This window comes from Vibrio sp. JZG10, from assembly GCF_054064075.1.
The window spans coordinates 253,118-275,992 of sequence record NZ_JBSUGE010000003.1 but is presented as its reverse complement, the minus strand read 5'-3'; the positions used below and the strand labels follow the sequence as shown (position 1 = coordinate 275,992).

Annotated in this window: 23 protein-coding genes; 11 read left to right on the top strand and 12 right to left on the bottom strand. The window is 41.9% G+C overall.

Annotated features, from left to right (window positions below):
- Positions 1–114 precede the first annotated feature (114 nt).
- Positions 115–1,032 (top strand): M14 family metallopeptidase, encoded by a 918-nt coding sequence (locus tag ACWYVB_RS06075; protein WP_104972838.1) that lies wholly within the window; start codon positions 115–117, stop codon positions 1,030–1,032.
- On the opposite strand, the gene ACWYVB_RS06070 is transcribed toward ACWYVB_RS06075, so the two are convergent.
- On the bottom strand, positions 1,027–1,815 hold the full coding sequence (locus ACWYVB_RS06070; RefSeq protein ID WP_257889293.1) for an AraC family transcriptional regulator: 789 nt from the start codon (positions 1,813–1,815) through the stop codon (positions 1,027–1,029). The two genes, ACWYVB_RS06075 and ACWYVB_RS06070, sit on opposite strands and share 6 nt — an antisense overlap.
- A 98-nt stretch (positions 1,816–1,913) precedes the next feature.
- On the opposite strand from ACWYVB_RS06070, the gene ACWYVB_RS06065 reads away from it, so the two are divergent.
- A complete protein-coding gene (locus ACWYVB_RS06065) occupies positions 1,914–2,819 on the top strand; it encodes a DMT family transporter (RefSeq protein WP_074189861.1) in 906 nt (301 codons plus the stop codon).
- A gap of 654 nt (positions 2,820–3,473) precedes the next feature.
- Here the strand turns inward: ACWYVB_RS06065 and ACWYVB_RS06060 are convergent.
- The 5 genes from ACWYVB_RS06060 to ACWYVB_RS06040 form a co-directional block, all read right to left on the bottom strand.
- Complete coding sequence (locus ACWYVB_RS06060) at positions 3,474–4,490, bottom strand: IS110 family RNA-guided transposase (RefSeq protein ID WP_457528365.1); 1,017 nt, start codon at positions 4,488–4,490, stop codon at positions 3,474–3,476.
- A gap of 143 nt (positions 4,491–4,633) precedes the next feature.
- Positions 4,634–5,116, bottom strand: coding sequence for a potassium channel family protein (locus ACWYVB_RS06055; protein WP_457528363.1), 483 nt, complete (start codon positions 5,114–5,116; stop codon positions 4,634–4,636).
- Entirely contained in the window at positions 5,113–5,376 is a 264-nt protein-coding gene (locus tag ACWYVB_RS06050) for a potassium transporter Kef (protein WP_457528361.1), read from the bottom strand. Before ACWYVB_RS06050 ends, ACWYVB_RS06055 begins: the two co-directional genes overlap by 4 nt.
- 51 nt (positions 5,377–5,427) lie before the next feature.
- Positions 5,428–5,805, bottom strand: a complete 378-nt coding sequence (locus tag ACWYVB_RS06045) for a hypothetical protein (protein ID WP_086586910.1) — start codon at positions 5,803–5,805, stop codon at positions 5,428–5,430.
- A complete protein-coding gene (locus tag ACWYVB_RS06040) occupies positions 5,760–6,092 on the bottom strand; it encodes a membrane protein (RefSeq protein ID WP_047102595.1) in 333 nt (110 codons plus the stop codon). Before ACWYVB_RS06040 ends, ACWYVB_RS06045 begins: the two co-directional genes overlap by 46 nt.
- 285 nt (positions 6,093–6,377) lie before the next feature.
- Here ACWYVB_RS06040 and ACWYVB_RS06035 point away from each other — a divergent pair, with 285 nt between their 5' ends.
- The 5 genes from ACWYVB_RS06035 (at position 6,378) to cas6f (ending at position 12,712) form a co-directional block, all read left to right on the top strand.
- On the top strand, positions 6,378–7,565 hold the full coding sequence (locus ACWYVB_RS06035) for a TniQ family protein (RefSeq protein ID WP_457528358.1): 1,188 nt from the start codon (positions 6,378–6,380) through the stop codon (positions 7,563–7,565).
- Positions 7,566–9,491 carry a type I-F CRISPR-associated protein Csy2 gene (locus ACWYVB_RS06030; protein WP_457528356.1) on the top strand — a complete coding sequence of 642 codons (1,926 nt, stop codon included), beginning with the start codon at positions 7,566–7,568 and terminating at the stop codon, positions 9,489–9,491.
- Positions 9,492–9,659: 168 nt separating this feature from the next.
- A protein-coding gene (gene tnpC / locus ACWYVB_RS06025; protein ID WP_457528354.1) for an IS66 family transposase occupies positions 9,660–11,086 on the top strand; the annotation gives its coding sequence in 2 pieces (ribosomal slippage) (positions 9,660–9,855 and positions 9,855–11,086; 1,428 coding nt in all).
- Between the two features lie 48 nt (positions 11,087–11,134).
- Positions 11,135–12,112, top strand: a complete 978-nt coding sequence (csy3, locus tag ACWYVB_RS06020) for a type I-F CRISPR-associated protein Csy3 (protein ID WP_457528485.1) — start codon at positions 11,135–11,137, stop codon at positions 12,110–12,112.
- 3 nt (positions 12,113–12,115) lie between these two features.
- On the top strand, positions 12,116–12,712 hold the full coding sequence (cas6f, locus tag ACWYVB_RS06015; protein WP_069543811.1) for a type I-F CRISPR-associated endoribonuclease Cas6/Csy4: 597 nt from the start codon (positions 12,116–12,118) through the stop codon (positions 12,710–12,712).
- A gap of 482 nt (positions 12,713–13,194) precedes the next feature.
- Here cas6f and ACWYVB_RS06010 read toward each other — a convergent pair whose 3' ends face one another.
- Positions 13,195–13,401, bottom strand: a complete 207-nt coding sequence (locus ACWYVB_RS06010) for a helix-turn-helix domain-containing protein (protein ID WP_005499654.1) — start codon at positions 13,399–13,401, stop codon at positions 13,195–13,197.
- A gap of 248 nt (positions 13,402–13,649) precedes the next feature.
- On the opposite strand from ACWYVB_RS06010, the gene ACWYVB_RS06005 reads away from it, so the two are divergent.
- Both ACWYVB_RS06005 and ACWYVB_RS06000 read left to right on the top strand, forming a co-directional pair.
- Entirely contained in the window at positions 13,650–14,045 is a 396-nt protein-coding gene (locus ACWYVB_RS06005) for a hypothetical protein (protein ID WP_025537117.1), read from the top strand.
- On the top strand, positions 14,045–15,418 hold the full coding sequence (locus ACWYVB_RS06000; RefSeq protein WP_457528350.1) for a DEAD/DEAH box helicase: 1,374 nt from the start codon (positions 14,045–14,047) through the stop codon (positions 15,416–15,418). Before ACWYVB_RS06005 ends, ACWYVB_RS06000 begins: the two co-directional genes overlap by 1 nt.
- Positions 15,419–15,473: 55 nt before the next feature.
- Here ACWYVB_RS06000 and ACWYVB_RS05995 read toward each other — a convergent pair whose 3' ends face one another.
- Genes ACWYVB_RS05995 through ACWYVB_RS05985 form a run of 3 tightly spaced genes read right to left on the bottom strand, consistent with a single transcriptional unit; the run spans position 15,474 to position 18,918 of the window.
- Positions 15,474–16,427 carry a TniB family NTP-binding protein gene (locus ACWYVB_RS05995; protein WP_457528348.1) on the bottom strand — a complete coding sequence of 318 codons (954 nt, stop codon included), beginning with the start codon at positions 16,425–16,427 and terminating at the stop codon, positions 15,474–15,476.
- Positions 16,424–18,298 (bottom strand): Mu transposase C-terminal domain-containing protein, encoded by a 1,875-nt coding sequence (locus ACWYVB_RS05990; protein WP_457528346.1) that lies wholly within the window; start codon positions 18,296–18,298, stop codon positions 16,424–16,426. Before ACWYVB_RS05990 ends, ACWYVB_RS05995 begins: the two co-directional genes overlap by 4 nt.
- Positions 18,295–18,918, bottom strand: coding sequence for a TnsA endonuclease N-terminal domain-containing protein (locus tag ACWYVB_RS05985; protein WP_213916670.1), 624 nt, complete (start codon positions 18,916–18,918; stop codon positions 18,295–18,297). Before ACWYVB_RS05985 ends, ACWYVB_RS05990 begins: the two co-directional genes overlap by 4 nt.
- A gap of 141 nt (positions 18,919–19,059) precedes the next feature.
- Here ACWYVB_RS05985 and ACWYVB_RS05980 point away from each other — a divergent pair, with 141 nt between their 5' ends.
- Together ACWYVB_RS05980 and ACWYVB_RS05975 are read left to right on the top strand one after the other, a co-directional pair.
- Positions 19,060–19,545, top strand: a complete 486-nt coding sequence (locus ACWYVB_RS05980; protein ID WP_005392490.1) for an acyl-CoA thioesterase — start codon at positions 19,060–19,062, stop codon at positions 19,543–19,545.
- A 171-nt stretch (positions 19,546–19,716) separates the two neighbouring features.
- Positions 19,717–19,962 (top strand): hypothetical protein, encoded by a 246-nt coding sequence (locus ACWYVB_RS05975; protein ID WP_005375277.1) that lies wholly within the window; start codon positions 19,717–19,719, stop codon positions 19,960–19,962.
- 363 nt (positions 19,963–20,325) lie between these two features.
- Here ACWYVB_RS05975 and malG read toward each other — a convergent pair whose 3' ends face one another.
- Together malG and malF are read right to left on the bottom strand one after the other, a co-directional pair.
- The gene (gene malG, locus ACWYVB_RS05970; RefSeq protein WP_005375275.1) at positions 20,326–21,216 is read right to left on the bottom strand and encodes a maltose ABC transporter permease MalG; all 891 of its coding nucleotides are present in this window, start codon (positions 21,214–21,216) and stop codon (positions 20,326–20,328) included.
- A 12-nt stretch (positions 21,217–21,228) separates the two neighbouring features.
- Positions 21,229–22,803 (bottom strand): maltose ABC transporter permease MalF, encoded by a 1,575-nt coding sequence (gene malF / locus ACWYVB_RS05965; RefSeq protein ID WP_031780258.1) that lies wholly within the window; start codon positions 22,801–22,803, stop codon positions 21,229–21,231.
- Between the last annotated feature and the right edge of the window lie 72 nt (positions 22,804–22,875).

Genomic DNA, 22,875 nt, shown 5'->3' with positions numbered 1-22,875 from the left:
ATCAAAGTGATGATTTTGCAAAGAATACTATCCCAAATGGTGTTTTATATTGCCGTTAAGATAAGACAGGTCTAGTCTTGTGATACCTTTCAGCAGTCAAAAGAAAAAGTATAGATGAAAAGTGGATACATTTACCCAATCGGTACCCCTGGCCAACCTTGGAGCGAAGAAGAACGTAAAGCTTGGTTAGCAACGCAAGAAGTAAAACGTAGCTACCAAGATGAAGTCGTCAGTAAAATCGATGCCCTACGCGAGCGTTTTGATGTTGAACAATACGGTGCGCTCTCATACAACGAGGCACGTTTCCCTCTATTTTGTATCAAAACTCGCAACTGGGATTCAACGAAGCCTGTTGTTTTGGTTACAGGTGGCGTGCACGGTTACGAGACGAGTGGTGTACATGGCGCTTTAAAGTTTGTAGAAACAGAAGCAGAGCGCTACGCAGAGCATTTCAATATTGTCGTTGCACCTTGCGTGAGCCCTTGGGGTTACGAGGTGATCAACCGCTGGAACCCAAACGCGATTGATCCAAACCGCTCTTTCTATAAGGATAGCCCTGCCGAAGAATCTGCCAACCTCATGAAGCTCGTTGCTACATTAGGCGATGTATTAATGCACATTGATTTGCACGAGACGACAGACTCCGATGAAACAGAGTTCCGTCCTGCGCTTGCCGCTCGTGATGGCATTGAGTACATCGAGGGCATGATCCCAGACGGTTTTTACACAGTTGGAGATAGTGAAAACCCTCAACCCGAGTTTCAAAAAGCGGTGATTGAATCGGTTGCGAAAGTGACTCACATTGCACCTGCAGATGAAAATGGCGAAATCATTGGTTCACCAGTCGTACAGTTTGGCGTTATCAACTATCCAATGGTGAAGCTGGGTCTGTGTGGCGGCGTAACAAATTGCGTTTACGGCACGACAACGGAAGTGTACCCAGACAGCCCAACGGTGACCGACGAAGAGTGCAACGATGCGCAAGTTGCAGCCGTGGTCGGTGGTCTGAATTACGTTCTGGCTCAGTTATAATAAGCGGCTCTTATATTGCTCCGGTGTCATGCCGGAGTATTTCTTGAACATCGCGATAAAAGGGCTAGCTTGGTTATAACCTAACGTCAACGCGACTTCCTTTACGGTCTGCCCTTTACGCAGCAACTCCATAGAATGCAAATAGCGTACACGTAAGCGCCACTCAGTAAAGCTCATGCCCAACTCACTCTGACAGTGTCTCGCCAACGTGCGTTCTGTGGTATGCACTTTTTCCGCCCACTCCGCCAAACTGATCTCATCCGTCGGCGATTCTTCTACTGCTTTTAAGATCGGTTCAAGATACTTGTTATCGGTCGTTGGTAAAAAGTGGTGTTCCACTTCTTGCTTTGCGAGCTGGTCCAATAACACCTGGACCAAGCGCTTGTCTTCATCACTTTGCGCCACGTTAATATCTCGTTGGCGAAAGTCCTCAATAATGGACGACACGATTGGAGTCACTTTGATCAGACTCGTTTTGGTAGGAAAGTGCGCCGTCAATTCAGGGGCAATGTTCAAAGAACAATATTCGATAGGTTTACGGTTGTAACTAGTATGACGGATTCCAGCAGGAACCCAAATTGCAAGATGCGGAGGCGCTAGAAATCTTGTATCTTCTGCATCCATCTCTAGGATCCCACCGCTGATCAGCTGCACTTGCCCCCAAGGATGGCTATGAATTCGTGTTTCTGTATTAGAGAGAAAGGCTTCAAAATTCATAAATACATCCGATGGTGCGCGGTCGATTGATAATGAGGGATGAAGATTTCTGGCGCTCTTTTTCAAAATTGTCTTCCTATCGCTTACGATGTCTTTTAAGAGATACTTTTTATTATAAAGACCTGCCAGACTAGCGCCATCAATAATTGTGCTATAGGGTTCTCATGATTTATTTACTTCCGTTTTTCACCGTTATGATTTGGGGTGGTAACTCAATTGTGAATAAGATGGCAGCAAGCGCCATTGAACCAAGTGCGATGAGTTTCTATCGTTGGTTTGTCGCAATGGTACTTCTAACTCCATTTTGTCTGCCTGCGATCATCAAACAACGACACATTATTCGACCTTACTTAACTAAGCTGGCATTTCTTGCGTTACTTGGCATGGTGCTCAACCAATCACTTGGCTACTACGCTGGTTTAACGACAACGGCTTCCAACATGGCACTGATTACCTCTTTGGTTCCTTTGATCAGTGTGTTTTTAAGTGTTCCTCTGTTAGGCAAGTCTGTATCAATGTTAAGTATCGTCGGTGGTGTGATTTCGCTCGGCGGCTTGGCGTTTATGCTTGGTCATGGTGATATCACCTACTTTTTACATCAAGACATGACCCAAGGTGATAGCCTTATGCTGATTGCAGCCATGGTATACGCGGCTTATTGCGTGCTGCTAAAACGCTGGAAAATGCCTTTCAGTAGTTTGACTCTGGTTTACATGCAAGGCTTCTTCTCGGTTGTGATGCTTACACCACTTTGGCTCTCTAGTGAGCAACTGTTACCAAGCCAAGACGCGCTACCATTAATCGCCTATGCTGGCATTGCGGCTTCCATTTTTGCGCCGTTAATGTGGGTGAAAGCGATCGATTCAATTGGCGCTGATTCAAGTGCCATGTTCATGAACTTAATGCCCGTGGTTTCTGTCGTACTTGCTTCAACGTTGATTGGTGAGAAAATTTACGCTTACCACATTATTGGTGGGCTGTTAGTCATCTCTGGCGTTATCCTGTCGCAAATAAAAATACGACACAGAAAGCCATTGCCCAATTCTGAGATTGCCTCCACCGCCAATTAATCCCAGTTTCCCAAGCCACAGAACTACGCTGTGGCTTTTTGTTTTCAGCGTTCGAATAAAAGTTAATATTTTGTTTCATTCGCTATTCCCGAAAATTCATCTTACTGCTAAATTGGGAAAACAATAACCCTGTTGATACAACCATAAATTGACATTTATAATTACTTTAATATCAACGCATTAGATAAATACAACCATATGTTGATATTGCTTAATACAACCATAAGTTGATATTTTTGTGACGATAATATTTGAGGTATCAAAGCGCAGTAAGAAACTTTCTTACAAAAATAGTTCCATCACTTCACCTAGTCATGTGTAAGTCGACAAAGTCGCTTGGTAATTAAGGTACGACAGAATTGCTTGGTGATCGTATAGAAGCTGAGATCAGCACCAGTATGTCTTTGGACAGAATGTATGGTACGCCCCGTTTTGCAAGTGAAAAATTCAAATAACGGAGTTGGTTTTGCGCTAATGTATTCAGAGTCTAATTGGGGACACCTACATGCTACATAGCTCCAGCTCTACGATGAGATCCGCGCCAGATTGTCCTCAAAAATGAGAAAGCGTTCTATGTCGCTGTTCTGTCCACAAGGTCTTCAATCTGGTGGTCTAACCGTTTTGTCATCTTTCATTTTCATATGCAAACTTGATTTATACTCTTATTTCAAATGGTTTCTTCGTAGCCATAACAGACCAAGCTATCCTCGCTAACTTATTGGCTAAAGCTACTAAAGCAACATTAAAAGGCTTTCGAAGTTTTAAGTCTGTAAGCCACGAGCCAAAGTATCTCTGAGCAGTTTCATCTCGCCATAAAACAGCCCTAGCTGCATGGATAAAAAGCTCACGAAGTTCTTTGTTACCTCGCTTGGATATCCCTAGCATTCTTGGCTTTCCACCTGTTGAATATTGAAATGGTACTAACCCTAGCCAAGCTGCAAAGTTACGGCCATTGGAAAAGTCTTTAGGGTCGGAGACGGAAGACAGGCAACAAGAAGCTGTCATAGGTCCAATGCCTGGTACGGTTTGTAATATAGTAAATAACTCATTGTCACGATTAAGAGTTTCCAGCTTCTTATCTTGCTCTTTAATTTTGTCATTAAGATCATTGTAATGACTAAGCTGATCTCGTAACTCAAAGACTAGTAAAGAAGGAACTGGCTGCCCTGTATCTGCCAACCATTGAAAAAGACGCTTCATATTCGCATGCCCGCGTGGAAAGCTGAAGCCAAACTCAGTAAGGATAGAACCAATACGGTTCATCGTTGCCGTTCGCTCTCGAATATAGCCTGTTCTAATCCTGCGAATAACTATTCCTAATTGTACTTGTTCAGTTTTCGGTGAAACAAAGCGCATTCTTGGTCTGGTCGCAGCTTCGGCTATAGCATCTGCATCAATAAAATCATTCTTATGACTCTTCACATATGGCTTAACATATTGAGGGGGAATCAGCTTAACTTGATGCCCATATTCTTGGCATTTTCTTGCAAGCCAGTGAGCACCACAGCAAGCCTCCATTGCTATCAATGTTGGTTCATGCACAGAGATAAACTGTAGTAATTTACTTCTAGATAATTTGTGCCGATATTGTTCACGACCACTATAGTCGTGGCCAACTAGATGAAAAGTAGATTTACCTAAATCGATTCCAATAACTTTGATTGCCGACATGATGGCACCTCCCATATTCAGCGACATAGCTGAGTGTAGTGCAGGTGTGGGGCGTACCATCTTATTAATGAGTTACGAAAAATTGAATATTAAAAACTCATGAATAATTACAAGTATGGCAAGTCTAATCGCAAGATAGCAGACTACCCATTTCTTTCAGCTTGCTGTTTTAAGATTGATTTCAACTCCTGAACCTCCGCCCTGAGATCATGCATCTCTTCTAAGATCTGAACCTCCATCTTGCGCTCGTTAGAGGTGTCCATAATCCACGAGGCCAGAACAGCAGTAAAGCTACCAAACATACCAACACCGGTGGTGATTAAGATAATGGCAACAATACGCCCTTCCAATGTCACCGGGAAAAAGTCACCGTAACCAACCGTTGTAATAGTGACGAATGTCCACCAAAACGCATCACCGGTGTTATGAATATTGGTACCCGGCATATCCTTCTCGAGATAAAGGATGTAAATCGAACCAAACAGCATCATCATTATAGAGGTCACCACCATAAAGTGCAGTGACGTCGAAGCCTTGTTTTCATTGATTGCATGAGAAATCATTGAGATAGACTTGATCGCACGCACCAAACGAAAAACTCTAATTAAACGCGCAAGTTGATTCACTCCATCAATGGGATGCAAGAAATAAGGTCAAGCCAGCCCCATTTCACATACTCAAGCTTGGACGGCGCAGCTCTATATTGCTGAACAAAGTCAATAATGAAGATCGCGCAAATAAATGTATCTACATAGATCAGAATCTGCAGGACGTCAGATGGCAAGTTAAAGACAAGCACAATTGCTAGGGAAACAACAAATACAGATAAAACCAATACTGCCAGTTGAAAGTTGGTAATGTGTTCCGGCACTTTGGGTCGATACATAGTAGCAATCCATTGAAACATTTAGCAGAACTACCTTGAAGACGAAAACGCTTAATCGAGTGCTTGCTTCGCCTCTCGATTCAGAACCTTAAATGCAGTTCTCACAAGGAGCAGGATCTGAGAGAACAACGCCGCTCCCCATACAACGTTAACTACAATTGAAGGAACAAATGGCACGATAATCAGAGTCAAGAAGCAAAGCGTGATACCGAAATAGCTAACGTTCGCAGTGGCAAATCGGTGGGCGGTATGAATCTCGATAACATGTTGAATCTTAAGTAAACAATACAGGTAAGTTGCTAAGCCCAAACAGCCTATCAATGCATATTTGAACGGGTATTGTTCCATAAAACCTATTTTGACCTCTGCTGACAATGCGACGCCTATCGTGACAGCGACAGCATCAACAGCAGATGAGAGATCGTCCACTTGATGAATGTGTTAGGCGCGTTGCCGAGTGGCTTACTATTGCCTACAAAGTCAAAATATATCCAGCACAAAACGAAAATTGATAGGCCGCCAAACGCGTAGTTAACAAGTACGTCGCCAACCACATCATCAATACCTTTTTCCGCAAGGGTGATAACAGGCTTAAAGAAGCCTTCACCTGCAACAATCAATAAAAGCAGCGCAAAGCACTCAGCCATATGTCCAAAGCGTGGTAAGAAGCGCTCATTGTTTAGTGCACCTTTGACTGCTTGATTCGAATACAACACCTATTCAAATCAAAATATGATTAGATTATCGCAAATATTCGCATCACTAGAGGCTGTTTTGCAGAGAAACGGCTCCGATAACGTCTAAATAGAATAAAGGCCCAGGCTCAAACTCAACGTCACTACTCAGCAGACGGTACACCTCTCCGTCCCACTAAACTCTTTAAACAAGAGGTGCCTATCAAGTTGGTGGTTATTCAACTAACCTAATAAAATATGATAAAAATATCTCATAATCCTATTTTTGAACTATAGTAAAATTGAATAACTTTATTGGTTCAAGTGATGCTTTTACAACGTCCAAAACCTTATCCAGACGAAAGCCTTGAAAGCTTTTTTATTCGTGTTGCAAACAAAAATGGTTATAGTGATGTTAATCGGTTTTTAGTAGCCGTTAAGCGTTATCTTTTAGATATAGATCCAAGAAAGTTCCAGACATTTCCCACCGATATCTGTCGCATCAACCCTCACTCATCCAAGAAACATTCAATCTCGCGAACACACGCATTACATCACCTCAGTCAGTTAACATTTAACGAACCTGTAGATTTACTCGGTATCGCGTTAAACAGAAACCAAATGCAGTTTTCTCCGTCAACAACCGCGTTAATCCGTGGTGCAGAAGTCATTCCACGCTCTCTTCTACGTAAGGGGGCGATTCCATGTTGTCCCTGTTGTCTAGGTGAACACGGATATGCGAGTTACCGCTGGCATTTTTCAGGGTATGAATATTGTCATGAACATGACGTTAAGTTAATAGAACGCTGTAGTTGCGGGGCAATTTATGATTACCGGTATGCGGGATTATCAGGTGTATGTACTGAATGTGGGGAAAATATATCCGCATCTCAAGAAAGCCACGAGCCTAAAGCGACCAGGATAGCATCTTGGTTAGCAGGAGATGATGTAAAACCATTGCCAGATGTCCCTCTTAGTTATAGATGGGGGTTCATGCATTGGTGGTCTCAAATATCAGGCTCATGTAAAACTAGAAACGATGATGAATTCTTAGACTTTTGGGAAAACTGGCCAAGCTCCTTCCACGCGTTGATTGAAAAAGAAATCGATTTCAATGTCGAATACACGTTTCTGAGTAAAGCGGAGTTAAGGTTGAAAGATATTCTAGGTAAAATTTTGTTTAGCTCAATTCAGCTTCCAGACCGAAACTTTCGTTCGAACATCATCCTAAAAGAGATGTTTCAGTATATAGAAACACACTTATGGGACGACAACGGGAAACTGGCGAACCTTCGAATGAATATGCTCGAGATATGTGTATTGCTGAACTGTTCTCGAGAGCAAGTGACATCAATGATTGAGCAAGGCCTACTCACCCCAAATCGTCAACTTGGAAAACGAGAGATACTCATCGTTACTGAATACGCTTTTTACTTGGGTGATGTTTATTGTCTTTGGCTTTCAGAATTTCAATCTGATGAGTTCAATCGTTCTTTCTATGTGTCGAGGTGGTAAATGGTGACACTGGCAGAAATACTAAAAAGCGAAACGGACGATCTCAACCGAGAATTACGCAGAGCATTTCGACCGCTTTCTCCTCCTGTGGATATATCGGAGTCCCCTGTCGAAGCATTAACCATACTAGTAAACCTGACTGATAAGGTCAAAGAACAAAAAGAACTGCTTGACCGAAGTAAATGTAAAGAAAAGCTCAGAGATGAAAAATGGTGGCTAAGCTGTTTAAAGACCGTTAAATATCGTCAAAGTCATAACCCAAAGTTTCCTGACATTAGAGCAAAAGGCGTTATTCGTGCCGCACCAGTCGGGCCCCTACCACCTTTTATGCTTTCTTCTAGTAAATTACCCCGACATAGCTGGGCTTACGCCAATGACTCTAGCCAAGTGAATAAATCCTGTTTTTTAACAAGCGAATTTATATGGGATGGCCATATTCATTGCTTAGGGCACTTACTTGCTGATATTGAACATCCTCTTTGGAATGTCCTAAGAAAGCTCGGATGTTACGTTAAAACAGCCAAGTACATATCAAAAGAGCTAGCACTTGTTCCTCCGTTGGAAATTAATACTTCGCTAATTAGAAATTACCTTACACAAATTTCTCTTCCGAACGACGAAGAATCCTATGTTTCTTTATCACCCGTCGTTTCTCAATCAATACAAAATAATTGTTATGAAGTCTTGAAAGAAAACTATCGATTTTCTGCTATTACTCGATTTAGCCGAGCGACGAACATGGGAACTCTTGCAATGAGTTGCGGAGGTAATTTTAGAATGATTCATTCTTTACCTCCGATAGCAAAGTACAGACACCATCATCTAACAGGTACCCAGCAATGGCTAACGAAGCCATCGGAGACGGCGATGCGAGAATACATCGAATCATCTCAATGGGTAATGTCACCAGCTAACCTTGCGACAAGAAAAAAATTAGTCATTGAAGAGATCAAACACATGGTTTCCCGATGGTTAAATATCGTAACCTCCAAGCAAGAAAACTTAGATATAAGAAAGCTAACGCACCGTTTTAATGCCGATGTAGCCAAAACCAAATACGCAAGTCGCTATGCTTATGACCCCGAATTAACTCAGTTAATCTATAACTCTATCGGTTCAATCATTCAATCACCGCCTCAAGAGATCCCAAAACGTAAGGGAACCGAAGAAAATTACTTACTGTTGCCGAGCCTTAAAATCTCTAGCGCATCTACCATGAACACTCCTGTAAGTATTGGGTTACCTTCTATGGTGGCATTTTATGGATTCGTGCACGCTTTTGAGAGAAATCTAAAAACAGTTATCCCCAGCTTTAGCATAGAAAGTTTTGCCGTATGCATTCATAGTATGCACGTAGAAAACCGAGGGTTAACAAGAGAGTGGGCTCTCAATACCAAAGATGAAATTAAGGCTCCAGCAACGCGAGATGATTGGCAATGTGACCTTAACGTAAGTCTGATACTTCAATGCAGAAATTACTCTCCGCTAGTACCTCGTGATTTCATGTGCTTATTACCCAGAAGACTAGCCAGAGGAAAGGTAACGGTTGCAATTTCAGCCATTGAACGCTTGGGAAGAAATTTAAGCTTAGCTGACGCGATCAAAACAATACCAGTTGATACCGGCAGATGGCTCGGTCTGAATCACGAAGCAATATTAAATGGTATTCAAGATGTCATTGATGTATTGAAAGAAAACCGAATGCAAACCGTCAACTGCATTGGTTATCACCTATTAGAAACCCCATGTGAAAAACGTGGCTCACTACGCGGGCACAAACACGCTTTCGTCGAAACCATACTTGGTATCATAAAATTTTTAGCAATAAGTAAAAATACAAATCCCGACCAATACTTTTGGCAATATCACTATTCGAAGCAAGGTCCGATTTTACTTCCCAGGAGCATATCCGATGAAACTTCCTAATAGCTTGTCTTATATGAAATCTCTTGAACCTTCTGATGTCATTTTCCTTGTTAACTGGCCAGATGGTAAGTGTTCACCGAGCCCATATTGACAGAAAAAGTGTGACACTCAGCACTTGATCCACTTTTGGCTATTGAGTGATCATTCCAGTGCTTCATCCTGTTTGTTATGAGCAGAAAGAAAGCCCCTAAATATCAAGAGGAACCGCCCGTAGCCTCTGACCTTAATGAAGCAAACGCACTGATTGAAGAGTTGTGGGAACAGTTGCGCCACCTTACCGATAAACAAGCAACTAACTCCAAAAATTCATCGAAACCACCTTCGTCTGACAACCCTAAGGACAAGCATGAGCGAAAAAAGATCAAAGCTCTGGTGGTCGCAATTCGAGAGGAGCTAAACAAGGCCACACCGGGCATCAACGAAAGCTCTCCCCATTAAAAGATACGGATACCATTATTGATTGCTTCCCGGATGCTTGTCCTTGTTGCGCTCAGTCTGACATTGATGTTAATGATGGTCCTTACTACCGACACCAAGTCTTTGATATTCCCAAGCCCACTGTCGATATCACTGAATACCGTTTATTTTCAGGTCAATGTCGCCACTGCAAGGAAACAGTGAAAGCTCAAAAGCCTGACAATGCATCACAAGGGATTATCGGTCCCAATTTATTAAGCTACATTGGTGTGCTTGCAGGACAATATCACCTTAGCGTTCGAAAGATCCAATCACTGCTCAAAGAGCAACTCGGCACAACGTTTTCTGTTGGTGCGATTAGCGAAGCGCAAACAAAAGTCGCTTCAATGCTGACTCCATTGCATCAAGCGATAAAACAAGCGTTAAAGAAAGCGCCTTTGATTCATACTGACGAAACCTCGCATCACCGAAATGATGAACAAAGCCTTCGCTGGTGTTGGTTAGTGGCAAGTGATGACCTTGTCTATGAACAAATTCTGTATTCGCGCTCGACCTCCTCAGCGAAAAAGGTCATCGATGAAGAGTATACCGGCATTGTGGTCAGCGACCAGTGCCCAAGCTATAACTGGATAGCCGCAGACCGTCATCAGTTATGTTGGGCACATGTGAAGCGCAATCTTCAGCAAATGGCGGATTATAGTGGCGGTGGCCACACCGCTTATATTGGTAAACATCTTTGTTTGCTGACGAACGCCATTTTCCATACTCGGCATCGTTATGAACAAGATGAGTTAGATTATGTGCTGTACTTACGAAGAATGCGTAGGTTGCAGAAATCGTTCGATCATTGGTTGAGCAAAGGGACTGATGTCATGGTCAAGCGGTATCGGGGGCGGTGCAAGTTATTGCTCAAACATAGAGAGAGCTTGTGGGTTTTCCTCAAGAAAACGTCAATCCCCTTAACCAATAATGAAGCTGAGCGATGTATTAGGGGCTTTGTAATCCAAAGGAAAATCAGCTTCGGAACGACCTCGGATGCAGGCGATAAATTCCGCAGTAGGATACATACCCTCATAGAAACCTGTAAAAAACGTGGCTTATCAGCAATGTCAGTGTTGAGTGAAATCATCACGGCTGTTGTGGCGAAGAGAGCGTACCCCAACGTCTTTGATCTATAGGCGGCTCTCGCCCTCCGTTAATATCAAGTCAAGTTACCTTGGTGAACGATTACGCCAGATGGAAGAAAAACACCACTCCCATACACTAGCCGTGTAGCGTTAGGTATGAAAGAAGGCTCCAAGTCTGCATACAAAGATGATGGCCAAATTGACGTGGACGCAACGGCACATTCCCTAGCCCAAGGCAACCCCCACGAAATCGACTTTTGCTGTGTACCTTACGGAGCCGAGAGTATTGAATGCGAATTTTCCGTTTCATTTGCTTCGAGTCTTCATAAACCATTTAAGTGTTCTGATCCAGAAGTAAAACGAACCCTAGTTCAATTGATTAAGCTATACGAGGAAAAAGTGGGTTGGGAGGAACTCGCCAATAGGTTCCTCGAGAATATTTGTAATGGTAGATGGCTTTGGAGAAATAACGAACGTACATACTCTACCTCAATCAGTATAAAACCATGGCCATGGGAAGACGAAGAAGCCATTGCCCTATTCCATGACATCCGAAAAAATTATGGTGGCACTGACCACTTCAGAGACCACAAAGACTGGGATAACCTAATCAAGTTAATCACTGACGCTTTTTCCCGCCCGAATGGGCTCTGTATTTTCGAAGTCAGCGCTACACTTCGTTTAGGCAAAAGCGCTCCAATTTATCCCAGTCAGGCATTCAAAGACTCTGTCAAAGGTGAAAAAAATCGTATCTATCAATCCACTGATGTAGATGGAGAGAGTTGTCCTATACTCGGCTGTTATAAAACTGGAGCGGCGTTAGCCACTATTGACGACTGGTATCCGGATGTGGACGAACCAATACGTATCAGCCACTATGGTGCACATAAAGAAGACGTTTACTGCTATCGTCACCCAAACACCGGGAAAGATTTATTCACTCTTTTGGAAAAAGCTGACCAGTACCTCGAACAACTACAGGCTACAGATGTATTACCAGATGAAATGATTAATGACCTGCATTTTATCGTTGCAAACTTGATAAAAGGCGGGTTACTTCAACGGAAAGGAACCTAAACCATGGATTGGTACTATAGAACCATCACATTTTTACCTGAATATCGAAACAATGAAGCAATCGCAGCTAAATGTATCAAGGAATTGCATCGTTTTAATTACAAGTACGAAACGAGATCCATTGGCGTCTCGTTCCCACTCTGGGGCCAAGAAACGGTGGGACGTAAAATCACCTTTGTTAGTACCAATAAAATGGAATTGGATTTTCTGATATCACGAAGGTATTTCGTACAAATGACAAAACTTGGTTACTTTAGCATTTCCACAACACAAACTGTCCCAGACGATTGTTCTTATGTTCTATTTAAACGTGCACACTCTATAGATAAAGGAACATCTGCGGGCCGATCGAGGGAGTTAAAACGACTTGAGCGAAGAGCTTTAGAACGCGGCGAAATATTTGACCCTATAGCTTATTCCAAAACCACTAGTCATGCATTCCAAAGCTACCACTCACTGGAAGAAGATAGCAGCAGTGGCAATAAGTTCCGACTGAACATACAAATGAAGGAAAGGTCAGGAACTGTAGGTACTGGAACATTTAGCAGCTATGGGCTAGGCAATACCGATAATTCATTGCAGGTTGTTCCTTTGATTTAACCTTACATCTACACCATCTTCATAACCTATTGATTTTACAGCCTATAATGTAGCATTAAGTTTAAAAGGGTAAATTAGTAGAAAAACCATTAAATAACTGATATTTATGGACTATTATTACATTGGTAATAGTGAACTGCCGAATAGGTAGCTGATAATAAAATAGATCTCATGATATCAGCCTCTCCAACGTGAACTGCCGAATAGGTAGCTGATAATAGTCGGTCAACTGAGAATACGTTGTTGCCAAGTGAACTGCCGCATAGGTAGAGAGGATCAGTTTAAAAAATCAATACTATTACCATCTCCAAACAGCTAAACTCTTAGCTGTTTGCTTTGGCATTAGATGGGGACTATAATCCTCATTACTACTGAAAAGTAGCTGATAACAAATTTACATCTCCAGGCTCAGTCAAAAAGCGAATACTGCCGAACAGGTAGGAGGCTCAGTCAACTAGAGTAAATGAACGCTTCCAATCTATTTATGGTAGAAGCACTCGAATATCGCACTGAAGGACACTTGCTATCTGGTAGGCTTTTTCTAGTGTGATATTCACTTCACCTCGTTCTATCCTGCCTACGTAGCTACGATCTATATCTGCAGCCAAAGCCAACTTATCCTGTGATATTCCTTTGTCTTTTCGCATAGAACGAACGTTGTAGCCAAACTTTTTTGCTAAGTCTCTCATTTCAAAAGTACATTAAAAAGAATGACTATCTATTCTTGAAGAGAACTTTTCAACGGACTATAATCCGCATTTATTTTTCTATGTTCAAATCCACTGTCGAGAGTTGCTAAGTGTCACAAGACCTCACCATTCAACCATATATCATTGATTCAATAATCATAAATAACAAACCCACGTTTAGAATATCTGATATACGGGATCTGTTGTTAACCAGCACGATGCAAGACAAAAGTGTAGGTTATGTACGAATGTTTGTTTCTAAACAACTCAATACAATGGTAAAGCAAGGGCTACTGACAACATCAGGAAATAATCGCAATAAGCTGTTTCATAAAACCACTTTGTTTCAACAAGTTAATGCCTCAAGCGTAGAATCAGAAATTAATCAGGGCAAAGCTGTTGATTTGGTAAGTTCAGTCCCGTATATCGCTGAATTGAACAAAATGAGAGGCAAGCTCAATGGAGAGCTTGCAATGCTAATTGCTGAAATGGACGAGTATCGTTCGATTATGGCGCAATACCCTCAGACTCAAGAGAAAGTAAAAAAGCTGCATCAAGAATCGACACAACTTTCGGCCACTTTAACTGGGCAAATAACCGCCATCTCAAAAACAATAGACCTACTCACGTCGGAGGCTGTTTGATGCTTAGAGATTGGCAACGAAACTGCATTAAAGAAGCCTTAGGAAAATACAAATCTGGCTATAAGCACTTTCTTACTCAAGCAACTCCCGGCGCAGGAAAAACTATAATGGCTGCGTATTTAAGTAAGCAACTCTTAGATTCAAAGATGATTGATTTGATTATTTGCTTCTCTCCGTCAGTTAATGTTGCTAATGGGTTTACACGCACTTTTTCTCGTGTATTGCAGTGCTCGTTCAATGGCTCTCTAGGTTCATTAGGAACATCACTAACCTACCAAGCTATCCAATATCTCGATGATCAATTTTGGGAAACTATCTCAAAGCACCGAGTCCTAGCTATATTCGATGAAATCCATCATTGTTCAGGTGAAACTCTTTCTGACGCGAATGCTTGGGGCGAGCAGATTATTTTAAAAGTGCAGAAAGCATCCAAGTATACTTTGGCACTGACGGGAACTCCTTGGCGCTCTGATAGCTTACCAATATCACTGAGCTCTTATAGCAATCCGGAAGGAAAAATCATCTGCGATTATCAGTACACTTTAAAGCAGGCTATCACCGACAGAGTATGTCGAAAGCCGAAACTCGTGTTAGTTGATAACGAGCAGTTGCAATATGTCAGCCCAGAAGAAAGTAAATCTTATTCATCGATTCAAGCATTATTTAAAGAACAAAAAATAAGTTATTCTAGTATCTTACAGGATACAGATGCTTTAGTTCATATTCTCAAACTATCTGCCAGTAAGCTACTTTCCATTAGAGCATCCAACCAAGATGCGGGCGGACTTATCGTCGCTTCGTCCGTTGCACATGCGAGACAAATTCAAACAATCCTGAATGAACAGCTAAAGCAACCCAGCTTGATGGTTTCTTATCATGACCCAGATGCTCAAAAGATAATTGAACAATTCAAAAATGATCACTCCCCTTGGATTATCAGCATTGGAATGATCAGTGAGGGAACTGACATTCCAAGGCTTCAAGTCTGTTGCCATTTGAGTAATGTTCGCACGGAGTTGTATTTCCGTCAGGTATTAGGGCGCATTCTCAGGATCACAGATAACAACAACCAAGAAGCTTGGCTGTACACGCTTGCTGAAGAAAATCTTGTGAAATTTGCTGAAGAAATCGAGCAAGATATTCCTGATTCTTGTCTTTATATAAAACAGCCTGAGGACAAAGAGGAAGAAGACACATATTCACTTGAAACAAGCTCATCACATACTGTTCGAACCTTTTCGAAACTAGGGGATTTCAAATGGAATAACAGTGATACAAGTGTGCAAGTTGGTAACGAAAATTCTGTTCCTTATGGGTCGCTCACTCTGGGGCGCTTTAGAGAACGGGTGATTGAGGCGTTTGTTGGGATTTAGTAGGGTACAATCTTTGCTGCAAACGGCCCTTCAGATTTAAGATATTTAACTGTGCTCAATCTCCTTTTGCAGCAAGATAATTTTCCCAACCAACATCTTCTGGTGGTTCAATAATTTTTAGTTTTTTGGTATCTGTATCAAATGGGTTAAATGATTTACAAGCATCCCGACTCACTTTGGGTGCCGCACGTGCAAAATGCTTTAAAGAAATACACGGAGCATTTTCTAGCAAAGCAAATTTAGCTGCTTTATTGATCAAACGCCGAATTAACCGCATGTTTCCCTTGGAAAAAATATACACCCTTTTCATTATGTCTTCAGATGCCAATCCAGATTCCTCTAAAAAGGGTAACGCTGCATCTAACATCGTCATAAATGTTTTGTATCTGATTAGCTCACTTGTGTCTTTGACCCTGAATGGCTTTAAATGGTGTTGAGATTCAAAACGCCCTCGTAATTGATTGTTGACCCGCAAAATCTCGGTTGAATAAGGCATTCCAAAAAGTACAACGGGTATTTTTGAATCAATGATTATCATCTTTAACCAGTCAGCTGTGCTATGAAGTACATCCTTGCTTTTGCGGTCAATCATATGCTGGAACTCATCTATGATAATGAGTTCAACTCTGCACTCGCGAAGCAAATCATTGACTATTTTCATCAACTCGGCGGGATCTTTTCCATGACTAAATGCTAACGGATCTCCCATCGAAGATAACAGCCTTTCCGAGGCGGTAACTGGATTGGCATTTGCGGGTAACGAAGTGAACAAAATGGGAATGATAGAACCATCATTAGCTTCCGTCATAGGGTTATCTGCTAAATATTTATCTATAATAGTGGTTTTGCCTGACCCACTATCACCAACAACAATTAGACATTCTGGTTCCGATATACCATCACTCTCCTCTCGACATTCCTCTATGTCCGAGAGAATTTCATCTATCTGAGAATTACTAATAAAAATACTCTTCACCTGTTGGTGGGGAGCTCTCGCAAAATGATTCACTTATTTGTTCCTCGAACCGAATCAATTTTCCAGCCATCAGTATTCACTTCAACGTCCCAATCAATATCGTCATTACTCGACATCTGCAACTCTGGTTTTTGATGAGATTTGGTCCGCTCAGCATGCTCACGCACTCTTTCAAGTTTAGAGGCTTGTCTAATCCCAACATTAGCCTGCTTACCGTTGCCAGATAGGTGCAGTGCTTCATCGATGATATCGTATATCACTCTCCAAGCTTTAATAACATCATTATGTCTATAGTTATTCCTTATATGGTTTCGTGCATAATCGCAACACACTTTGTGAAGCCACTCTGATACTGAATAAGCGTAGTCAGGATCCACTGATTCTACAGCAAAAAATTCGTGTTTATCTTCATCCAGAACGTATATGTTGCCCATACAAATAGGATTATATTTTATTTTTACCTTAATGCTCTTACCATCATATGTATGCTTTCCGAAATACTGAGCAAGATATGAACTTGTATAACGCAGTGTTTTTTTAAGGCGAATACCGTTTCTATCTAGAGAAATCTCAACATGTTTCCCAAGATTAAACCTTAGTTCATCTATTGAACCATTAAAGGAGCGAGGTGGAAAAGCACTACGCATAGCATCAGCCCAAGAAAGATTAGGAATATTGTTTTCCAAACCATTAGGGCTAGATTGGTATATATCGATAAGCCAAACATGGATAACTTTCATCAAATCTGAACGGGTAATAATCGCATTTTTTTGTGGATTATAATCGCCGCGAGCGAAGATATTACTGAAGCTCTTACCTGGAATTCCAGAAAGCAGTTTGTTGTTGATAGTTCGAAAATACCGTTCAACAGATCCTTTCAGCCAAGGTTTTTTAACGGGGTTCTTTTTAACCTTAATTCGTAAGTTTTTACAAGCGGTTACAAAGTCTTTACTATTAAACTCAGCACCGTTATCAACAATAAGGTGTTCTGGTAACCCATAGCATGGCCACTCCCCTTTTACTTCTGGATATAACTCTTTAACGTAATACTTAGGTAAAATTGCATTTTCTAGGGCTAAAGAAACCGATAAATAACCTGGTGGCTCGAACCCAAGATAGAAACCAACGACACTTTTAGTATGAGTATCAAAAAGTAATGTAAGCCACGGGCGCCCAAGAGGAAGCTTACGAGCATCATCAATCACAAACAAATCTAGGCGAGTATGATCCGCTTCAACACGCTGCAAAACTCGAGTCGTTTCCGGTCGTTGTCCGACTTTCTTGTAGTATGTATCGGCGGCTTTTTTACCTTTTTTAATTAGCAGCCTTTCATAATCTGTTTTTTTAACAATTCTTTTTCTAAAGGATTCATATTCAAAAGATAATTGGGTGTCATTACACTCATTATGTCTATCTATTTCCGTTTCTAATAACGTAAAGGCTTGTTGAATTGTTGGCGACTCTTCCGAAAAATATGATTTTATAGCTCTCTCTATATACTCTTCCAGTTCCAAGGTTTTTCGTTGCTTTGTATTACCTCTCGTTACTCCAGGAATCAGCGAAGAAAGTACAAACCCAGATTTCTTAAACGTAGTCCAATAACGATATATTGATGGTGCAGAGGGTACATTTGAGTGAAATTTATCTTCAAGACCCTTCATCGAACCTGATATTTTCCTTAAGGTTAAACTAGGGCCGTGCAGTTCAATAAGATAATCTAATATGTTGTATCGATGAACAGCCTCATCTCTGCGTTTTTCATCGAATGAAAAAAGATCTTGATAACTTTCTTGCAGTTCAATCCCGAATCGCGTGCCCTTTGATGTCTTAGGCACCGAAGTATTCGAGTGTTTCTCTGGGAAAAAACTACCAAAAGCATAAAGATTTTCAGAGTCATCACTCATGAAACTCTCCAGACAAGAGAATCATGACTGATTGGACAGTGCCAATCAAACTCTAGAATTTTTTTGGCGATCAAATCATAGAGCGCAGGCAATATAGATGCAGACTGCCCCTGACTGGCGTTTATTACTTGCAAGATTCGCATTTCACCGTAGTTTTGAAATAACTTTAAGATCCTAACCTGCACATCATCAAGACTATCAGAACAAGCGTAGCGATGAATGATCTTCAGATTGTCCAGCAAAGGATAAGTTTGAATGTCATCTTCAGTCAGAACAAGTAAGTCATATCCGTTAGCAATAGCTTGTTGTTTCTGTGCATCAAATTTTTTCTTAAATTCATCCCGTTCAGCTACCCACTTAGGCTTCACTTCATAATATGTCGCATAGCCATCATTGAAATAACAGAGCATATCAGGAGTATAACGGCGTAACCGCCCATTCAATCGATATTCAAAACCCAGAGGCTGTGTTTCAAATGATTTTACGTGTGGGGCGAATTCAAAATGAAAACATGCATCAAACTCAAGATCAGATTCAGTTGTTTGAACCGAATCTGTCTTCAAGCTAACAAAACGAGAAATGTTCTTAACTTTGGAGTTTTTAATGATTCGTTTTTTCATACAAAGTATCCACACTTGTAGTAAACTTTCAAAAGTATGGTACACTTTTTATACAATGCAAGGTATAGGTGTTTTAATTCAACATATAGTTGTATTGTTGCAATGTATGGTTGTATTTACAAACCCATCAAGGAAAGACAGATGAGCAGTGGTCAAAGAGACATTACCCTTCGCTTTTTAGCAGAACCCAGTGACGTCAATTTCGGCGGAAAAGTGCACGGCGGCGCCGTAATGAAATGGATCGACTTAGCAGCCTACGCCTGCTCTGCAGCGTGGAGTGGCAAGTATTGCATTACTGCATACGCAGGTGGTATTCGTTTTGTTGCGCCGATTCATGTCGGCAACTTAGTCGAAGTTAGCGCGAAAGTCATTTATACCGGACGAAGCTCAATGCACATCGCGATTGACGTGCAAGCCAGTGACCCAAAGCAAATGAAAAACAGACTCACCACTCACTGTATCGTTATTATGGTTGCTGTAGATGAGAACGGGAAACCAACCGACGTACCGAAATGGGTTCCAGAGTCTGATGAAGATAAAGCCTTGGAACAATCCGCTATCCGCCTTATGAACATGCGCAAAGAAATCGGGGAAGAGATGGAAGCGCACGTAAAGTATCTCAAGTAACCTACATCCGTTAAGAACGCTATTGACTACCTCAACGTTACTTATATCCAGAGTGTGGAGCAACATCATGGTTTTGCCATTTGCTTCACACTCGGCCTCCTCTGTCATAAATCCTTCACCTAGCTTTGCTTAAATCCATCCACTATTTTGGAGTTGGATAGAGTTTGGATCTTGAGACTAAAAGAAACGACCTTAAGTGAAGAGACGTTGACCAATTTAAAAGCGGTCGAGTACCAGTGGGTAAGAACCATGTACGTCGAGGGGTATAACGAAACAGAAATTAACCATTACATTCAAACCTGCTTTGGCGGTGATGTCACCTTTGCAAATTTATTTCGTCGCGTCGCACTACAGCAAGAAAGCTTATACACGCTGCTTCAATACGTTGGATGCGCCCCATCCAGTCGAGAGTTTTAATCCTTACCTACCTTAATTTTACTGATACCTGAGCTCAGGTTATTTATGTGAAGTGCTACGCAGGGCATTCCCCTAGCCCTGTGTAATCCATTGCAAAGCCGCTAATCTTTACCTGCTTATTGAACAACTGTATTTAACAAGTATAAAAAAACCTGAGTCTAGACTCAGGTTATGGTTACAAGAAACTGTTAGTGATTGAATCGTAAGGAACTAAGCTAACAGCCAGCTATGCGTAACGCCAATAAAAGCCAAGATATTACTGATCGGCGGCCAAACCAAAATTGTAATATCCGTGCTACGTATAAGGGCGACCATGTGGTCGCCCTTTTCTAGTTATTCTTATCAATCTCAGACCACAAGAGATTATCCTTTCACACCACCAGCGGTTAGACCACCAACCAACCAGCGTTGAGCAAGTAAGAATACGGCAGTGATTGGCACTGCTGAAAGTACAGCAGCTGCAGCAAAGTCACCCCACAAGTAGTTTTGTGGATATAGGTATTGCTGCATACCCACTGCAAGTGTGTACGAGTCTACATCAGAAAGTAGTAGTGATGCTACAGGAACTTCACCAATTACCATGATGAACGACAAGATGAATACTACCGCTAGGATTGGCACAGACAATGGAAGCAATACCAAACGGAATGCTTGCCATGGTGTCGCACCATCCAGTGCCGCCGCTTCTTCTAGAGACGAGTCAATACTTTCGAAGTAGCCTTTAATCGTCCAAACGTGCAGGGCGATACCCCCTAAGTAAGCGAAGATCAGGCCGCCGTGCGTGTTCAAACCAAGGAAAGGAATGTACTGACCCAATTTGTCGAACAACGCGTATAGAGCAACCAATGCCAATACCGCAGGGAACATTTGGAAGATCATCATCGCTTTTAGGATAGTGTTCTTACCTTTGAACTTCATACGAGCAAACGCATAAGCTGATGTGGTTGATAGCGCCACGATTAGGATTGCAGAAATACCACCCACTTTTACTGAGTTCCACAGCCATGTCATGACTGGGAATGGTGGCGGTGTAACTGTACCGTCTGGGTTAGTCACCGAGAAACCTAATGCCAATTTCCAGTGATCAAGCGTTGGGTTGTCTGGGATCAGACTACCCGTTGCAAAGTTACCTTCACGGAATGAAATCGCGATGATCATCAGTAAAGGGAAAATAATCAGTGCCAAGAATGCCCACATCGCAATATGAGTAGCCCAAACACGATACTTTAATGACTTACCTTGTACCATTGCCATTGTAATCTCTCCTTAGTCCTGAGCTACTTTAGTTACGCGTAGGTTGATAAGTGCCAATGCGCCAACCAATAGGAAGATAAGTGTTGCTACTGCACTTGCTAGACCGAAGTCTTGACCGCCCGCACCTTCGAATGCGATTCGGTAGGTGTAACTTACCAATAGGTCTGTGTAACCCGCAGGTTCTGACGTACCAATCATGTTTGGACCACCGCCTGTCAACAACTGGATAAGCACGAAGTTGTTGAAGTTGAAGGCAAAGCTCGCAATCAACAGCGGTGTTAACGGCTTCAACATCATTGGTAGCGTGATACGAGTAAAGTTAGTAATAAAGTTCGCACCATCAATTGCTGACGCTTCATATAAATCATCAGGAATCGCTTTTAGTAGACCCATACATAGAATCATCATGTAAGGGAAACCAAGCCACGTGTTCACGATCAGGATCATGGTTTTCGCCATGAACGGGTCTGAGAACCAAGCAGGGCTAATACCGAACAAACCTTCCAGAAGCATGTTGATCTCACCAAAGCTTTGGTTAAACAAACCTTTAAAGATCAAGATAGAAATAAACGCCGGTACCGCATAAGGCAGAATCAGTAAGAGTCGGTAAACCGAACGGCCTTTTAATGCTTCCCACTGAACAACACTTGCTAGAACAAGACCAATTACAAGCGTAAATAGTACGGTGAGTGCTGAGAACACAATCGTCCAGATAAAGATACTGATAAACGGCTCTTTGATACCATCATCTTTCCACACACGCTCAAAGTTGTGTGTGCCAATGTTCACCACAAAGCCAGGAGACACTGTGCTACCAACAAACTGACCGTTTTCATCGACAGGTTGGTAGTAACCTACTTCCATATTTGGACGTAACGTCTCTTCAGTACGATTGTTGTAAAGCGTTTCGCCGTCTTCTTGCAGCGTGTACAAAGGCACAACTGCCGCAAACTTACGTAACCCGCTCATGCGGATGTCTTCACCGCTCGGCAGATGCAAATCAACACTGCTCAACGTATTACGGCTCTTAACAATCGTCTTGATTGATTCTTTCTCGCCCGTAGCTTCTTCAATTGGCGATAGGTCAAGATCCGATGCTGAAAGGCTATCTAGTTGAAAAGTGGGCGTAGCAAGTAGCTCACCATCTTTTTCAACCACAAGCTGATGTCCTTGATCCGTTTTATATAAAGTGAACGGGTAGCTATCACCACTTTGATAAGTTCTGTCCAAAAGTACGCTCTGCGCACGATCAAAAGAGAGTTGGTTTTTCGCGCTGTAGTTGGTAAACGCCAAACCTATGGTGTACGCCAGAGGGAAAAGAATGAAAAGGATCATCCCTGCGATACCAGGGTAGATGTAACGGTGTGCGTACGTCTTTTTACTACCAAAGATGAACAACGCTAAAGCGGTAAGAATGATCGTAAGTAGTGCAAACGCAATCTCACCGCGTGAATACATAAGGATTGTTGCGTAGCCATTGATAATGCCGACTGTGCCTAAAAGTGACCATTTCATGAACACTTTTTTGCTGCTCGGAAGGCTGGCTTCTGGTGCTGTCATAGCATTTGTACCTTGAACTGACTGCATAGGGAACCTGCTAGCGAATATAGAATAAATATAGAAAAGTAAGGAGGAGTTGCCCCCTCCTTAAAAAGGTCT

What these genes read in the sequence shown, in the direction of transcription:
- ACWYVB_RS06075 (WP_104972838.1), top strand. Translation starts at nt 115, where the DNA reads ATGAAAAGTGGATACATTTACCCAATCGGTACCCCTGGCCAACCTTGG.
- ACWYVB_RS06065 (WP_074189861.1), top strand. Translation starts at nt 1,914, where the DNA reads ATGATTTATTTACTTCCGTTTTTCACCGTTATGATTTGGGGTGGTAAC.
- ACWYVB_RS06060 (WP_457528365.1), bottom strand. Translation starts at nt 4,490, where the DNA reads ATGTCGGCAATCAAAGTTATTGGAATCGATTTAGGTAAATCTACTTTT.
- ACWYVB_RS06050 (WP_457528361.1), bottom strand. Translation starts at nt 5,376, where the DNA reads ATGTATCGACCCAAAGTGCCGGAACACATTACCAACTTTCAACTGGCA.
- ACWYVB_RS06035 (WP_457528358.1), top strand. Translation starts at nt 6,378, where the DNA reads ATGCTTTTACAACGTCCAAAACCTTATCCAGACGAAAGCCTTGAAAGC.
- ACWYVB_RS06030 (WP_457528356.1), top strand. Translation starts at nt 7,566, where the DNA reads ATGGTGACACTGGCAGAAATACTAAAAAGCGAAACGGACGATCTCAAC.
- cas6f (WP_069543811.1), top strand. Translation starts at nt 12,116, where the DNA reads ATGGATTGGTACTATAGAACCATCACATTTTTACCTGAATATCGAAAC.
- ACWYVB_RS06010 (WP_005499654.1), bottom strand. Translation starts at nt 13,401, where the DNA reads ATGAGAGACTTAGCAAAAAAGTTTGGCTACAACGTTCGTTCTATGCGA.
- ACWYVB_RS06005 (WP_025537117.1), top strand. Translation starts at nt 13,650, where the DNA reads ATGTTTGTTTCTAAACAACTCAATACAATGGTAAAGCAAGGGCTACTG.
- ACWYVB_RS06000 (WP_457528350.1), top strand. Translation starts at nt 14,045, where the DNA reads ATGCTTAGAGATTGGCAACGAAACTGCATTAAAGAAGCCTTAGGAAAA.
- ACWYVB_RS05990 (WP_457528346.1), bottom strand. Translation starts at nt 18,298, where the DNA reads ATGAGTGATGACTCTGAAAATCTTTATGCTTTTGGTAGTTTTTTCCCA.
- ACWYVB_RS05985 (WP_213916670.1), bottom strand. Translation starts at nt 18,918, where the DNA reads ATGAAAAAACGAATCATTAAAAACTCCAAAGTTAAGAACATTTCTCGT.
- ACWYVB_RS05980 (WP_005392490.1), top strand. Translation starts at nt 19,060, where the DNA reads ATGAGCAGTGGTCAAAGAGACATTACCCTTCGCTTTTTAGCAGAACCC.
- malG (WP_005375275.1), bottom strand. Translation starts at nt 21,216, where the DNA reads ATGGCAATGGTACAAGGTAAGTCATTAAAGTATCGTGTTTGGGCTACT.
- malF (WP_031780258.1), bottom strand. Translation starts at nt 22,803, where the DNA reads ATGCAGTCAGTTCAAGGTACAAATGCTATGACAGCACCAGAAGCCAGC.